This window comes from Streptomyces sp. NPDC058221, from assembly GCF_042882365.1.
Taxonomy (GTDB): Bacteria; Actinomycetota; Actinomycetes; order Streptomycetales; family Streptomycetaceae; genus Streptomyces.
In genome coordinates this window covers 1-3830 of record NZ_JBHVWF010000285.1, presented here as the reverse complement: position 1 = coordinate 3830, position 3830 = coordinate 1, and the positions used below count along the sequence as shown (strand labels likewise).

The following is a 3830-nucleotide window of genomic DNA, read 5'->3' as shown; positions in this document are numbered from 1 at the left end:
CGCCCCGGCGGGCTGCGTGGGGGCCATTAAGCACCCCCCCAGGGGGGCTATACCCCCCGCCCCGGCCCCCGGCCCGCCGCCTACCCCCCCCCGCACCCGGGCGGCCCCTCGGGATGGCCGGGTCAGCGCTTCCGCGCCACCGCACCGAACTGGGCCACATCGGCGGCCCGGGTGCCGGGCGCGGGACGCCAGCTCGCGCACGAGACGATGCCGGGCTCGACCAGGTCGAGACCGCTCAGGAACGCGGCGAACTCGAAGCGGCTGCGGGCGGTGATCGGCGGCGTCGCGTTCTCGTTCCAGAACCGCATCGCCGCCTCGTTGCCCTCGCCGCCCAGCTCCAGCGTGGGGTGGGTGAGGACCAGATAGCTGCCCGAGGGCACCGCGTCCATCAGCTGCCGCACGATGCGCAGCGCCTCGTCCGTGTCGAGGACGAAGTTGAGGATGCCCAGGAGCATCACCGCGACCGGCTGCTCCAGGTCGAGCGTCCGCCGGGCGGCCCGCAGGATCTCCTGCGGGTGGCGGGCGTCCGCGTCGATGTACTCGGTCGCGCCCTCCGGGGAGCTGGTCAGCAGCGAACGGGCGTGCGCCAGGACGATCGGGTCGTTGTCGACGTACACGACGCGGGCGTCGGGCGCGGTGTGCTGGGCGACCTCATGGGTGTTGTCCGCGGTCGGCAGACCGGTGCCTATGTCCAGGAACTGTCCGATGCCCGCGTCACCGGCCAGACAGCGGACCGCCCGGCCCAGGAACGCCCGGTCGGCCCTGGCCACTTCCCCGATGCGCGGATACATGCCGGTGACCCGGTCGCCGACGGCCCGGTCCACCGGAAAGTGATCCCTGCCGCCGAGCCAGTAGTTCCAGACCCGGGCGTTGTGGGCGACATCGGAACGGACGCGGGCGGGAAGGGCGTTGCTGCGGGGGACGGACACGTCTGCTCCTCTGGTGCCGGGCCTGGCATCGGGACGATGAGGTATGACCATGATGCCGGACCGATCAAGGTGCGGCATCGGCCGCGGAGTTGGCGATCAGGGTGTGCAGCACATCGATCCGGTTGGTGGTGATGGAGTCCACGCCCCGCCGGATCAGCCGGCGCATGGTGCGCCCGGTGTCCGCCGTCCAGGCCGAGACCAGCAGCCCGTCCCGGTGGTTGCGGTCCGTCAGCTCCCGGCTCACCAGGCCGAACCGGTAGTTCAGCCACCGCGGCCGCACCGCGTCCAGCAGAGCGGCCCGCGGCGGTGCGAGGGTCGTCCAGGTCATCGCGATCTCGGCGGACGGATCGGCAGCCCGTACCCGCAGCATGGTCCCGGGCCCGGCGCAGTAGTAGGCGCGCTCACCGGCCCCGCACTCCCGGACGACACCGACGGTCCTGCGCACCGAGTCCTCGGTGGAGCCCGGCAGATCGACCATGACGCGGTGCGCCCCGACGGCGAGCAGGGCCGCGCGCAGGGTCGGCACACCGCCCGCCGTCAGCTCGGTCAGCTCCTTGTGGGTCAGCCGGTCCAGCCGCAGGTCATGACCCCACAGCCGCTCCAGGGTGGCGTCGTGCAGCAGGACCGGCACACCGTCGCGGGTGACCCGGACATCGATTTCGACCGCGTCCGCCCCCCGTTCGATGGCGGAGCGGATCGAGGGGAGGGTGTTCTCGCGGACACGGTACGGATCGCCGCGGTGGGCGACAGCGGTGACTGGGGTGGCCATGGGGCCATTGTCACCGCCGGGGTCACCGGCCGGTGCCCTCCAGCCAGCTCGTCGTGTACGTGTCGATCTCGTCGGACAGGGTGCGCTTGCCGGCCGGGTCGAGGAAGGACGCCTCGACGGCGTTCTTCGCGAGCGCGGCGAGGCCCCGCTCGTCGAGGCCGAGGAGTCGGGCCGCCACCGCGTACTCGTTGTTGAGGTCGGTGCCGAACATGGGCGGGTCGTCGCTGTTGACCGTGACCAGCACACCGGCCTTCACCATCTCCCGGACCGGGTGCTCCTCGATGTCCGCCACCGCGCGCGTCGCGATGTTCGACGTGGGGCAGACCTCCAGGGCGATGCGGTGCTCCGCGAGGTGGTCCAGGAGCTTCGGGTCCCCGGCGGAGCTGGTGCCGTGGCCGATGCGCTCGGCGCGCAGATAGGTCAGCGCGTCCCAGACCGTCCCGGGCCCGGTGGTCTCCCCGGCGTGCGGCACCGAGTGCAGGCCCGCGGCGATGGCACGGTCGAAGTACGGCTTGAACTGAGGGCGGTCCACACCGATCTCCGGGCCGCCGAGGCCGAACGAGACGAGCCCCTCCGGCCGCAGGTCCACGGCGAGCCGGGTGGTTTCCTCGGCGGCTTCGAGCCCGGCCTCACCGGGGATGTCGAAGCACCAGCGCAGCACCACCCCGAGTTCGGCCTCGGCCGCCTTGCGGGCGTCCTCGATGGCCTCCATGAAGCCCTGCTCCGGAATGCCGCGGCGGGTCGAGGAGAAGGGGGTGACGGTCAGTTCCGCGTAGCGGATGTTCTGCCGTGCCATGTCCCGGGCGACCTCGAAGGTCAGCAGCCGGACGTCCTCCGGGGTGCGGATCAGGTCCACGACCGAGAGGTAGACGTCGATGAAGTGGCCGAAGTCGGTGAAGGTGAAGTAGTCGGCCAGCGCCTCGGGGGCGGTGGGGACCTTGGAGTCGGGGTGGTGCGCGGCCAGCTCGGCGACGATACGGGGCGAGGCCGACCCGACGTGGTGGACATGGAGCTCGGCCTTGGGCAGCCCCGTGATGAAGGGGTGCAGATCGGTCATCGGATCCTCCGGGGCATGGGGTGGAGCGGGGCCCGCAATGGTGTGGGAACCGGGCAGGGGACGGAAGTCATCGTAGGACGGGGGCGGCCCGTAGCATGACGGGCATCACGATGGGGGAGGCCCATGTCAGACAACACAGAGCAGCCCGCGGACGGGGCCGCGCCGCGCGATCCGTGGGCTCCGCCGGACAACAGGGTGCCGCTGGACAAGAAGAATCCCGGTGACGCCGGCCCGCCGGCTGTGCACGACCAGCAGACCGTCACCTCGATGCCGAACGCCGGACCGGGCCCCGTCCAGGATGCGGCCGGGCAGCCGGGCGCCGGCACGGGGCCCACAGCCGGCTTCGGCTCCGGTCCCGACACCGGGCAGCCGCCGGGCCCCGGCGACTGGCACGGCCCGGGGACCCTTCCGCCTCCGCCGGTCGGGCCGAACGGGCCGGGTCAGCAACCCCCGCAGCACGCCGGCCAGTACGGCTACCCCGCGCCGCCGCCGCAGCCCGGCGGCCAGTACGGCTATCCGGCCGCACCTGGACCCCAGTACGGCGCGTACCCGGGCTACCCGGGTTACCCCGGCTACGGCCAGAACGCCTGGGGCCCCCAGCCCGCGAACGGGCTGGGCATCGCCTCCATGGTGCTGGGCATCATCGCGGTGGCCGGCTTCTGCATGTACGGCCTCGGCATCATCCTGGGCGTCCTCGCGCTGATCTTCGGGCTGATAGGCCGCGGCCGGGTCCGCCGGGGCGAGGCCGACAACGGAGGGATGGCGCTGGCCGGCATCATCCTCGGCTCGATCGGCATCGCCGTCAGTGCGGCGTTTCTCGGCCTGATCATCTGGGCCATCGCCAGTGACGACTTCGACGAGGACAGCGACTCCGGCAGCGAGCCGACGACGGTTGCCCTGGTCATCGACACCCCGGCCGTCGCTCCGATCCGGTAGAGCCGATCCCGGGGAGTCCGGTGCGGCCGGTCCCCGGCGGCACCGCCCCGGCCGGCTCCGGACTGGCGCCCGCCCGGCGCAGTCCGCGCCCGGCCCGGGGGGCGGTGGGTCGCGATCCCCCCCCACCCCCGGCCGGTCA

At 72.9% G+C, this 3830-nt stretch carries 4 protein-coding genes; 1 reads left to right on the top strand and 3 read right to left on the bottom strand.

Annotation, left to right across the window (positions count from 1 at the left end; genetic code table 11):
* Positions 1 to 122: 122 nt before the first annotated feature.
* Genes ACFVW8_RS38680 through ACFVW8_RS38670 form a run of 3 tightly spaced genes read right to left on the bottom strand, consistent with a single transcriptional unit; the run spans position 123 to position 2755 of the window.
* Positions 123 to 980 carry an SAM-dependent methyltransferase gene (locus ACFVW8_RS38680; RefSeq protein ID WP_389698671.1) on the bottom strand — a complete coding sequence of 286 codons (858 nt, stop codon included), beginning with the start codon at positions 978 to 980 and terminating at the stop codon, positions 123 to 125.
* 13 nt (positions 981 to 993) lie between these two features.
* The gene (locus tag ACFVW8_RS38675) at positions 994 to 1698 is read right to left on the bottom strand and encodes a glycerophosphodiester phosphodiesterase (RefSeq protein WP_389698669.1); all 705 of its coding nucleotides are present in this window, start codon (positions 1696 to 1698) and stop codon (positions 994 to 996) included.
* A gap of 22 nt (positions 1699 to 1720) precedes the next feature.
* Positions 1721 to 2755: an adenosine deaminase gene (locus ACFVW8_RS38670; protein ID WP_389698667.1), complete on the bottom strand. Its 1035-nt coding sequence runs from the start codon at positions 2753 to 2755 to the stop codon at positions 1721 to 1723.
* A 123-nt stretch (positions 2756 to 2878) separates the two neighbouring features.
* Here ACFVW8_RS38670 and ACFVW8_RS38665 point away from each other — a divergent pair, with 123 nt between their 5' ends.
* A complete protein-coding gene (locus ACFVW8_RS38665) occupies positions 2879 to 3691 on the top strand; it encodes a DUF4190 domain-containing protein (protein WP_389698665.1) in 813 nt (270 codons plus the stop codon).
* Positions 3692 to 3830: the final 139 nt, after the last annotated feature.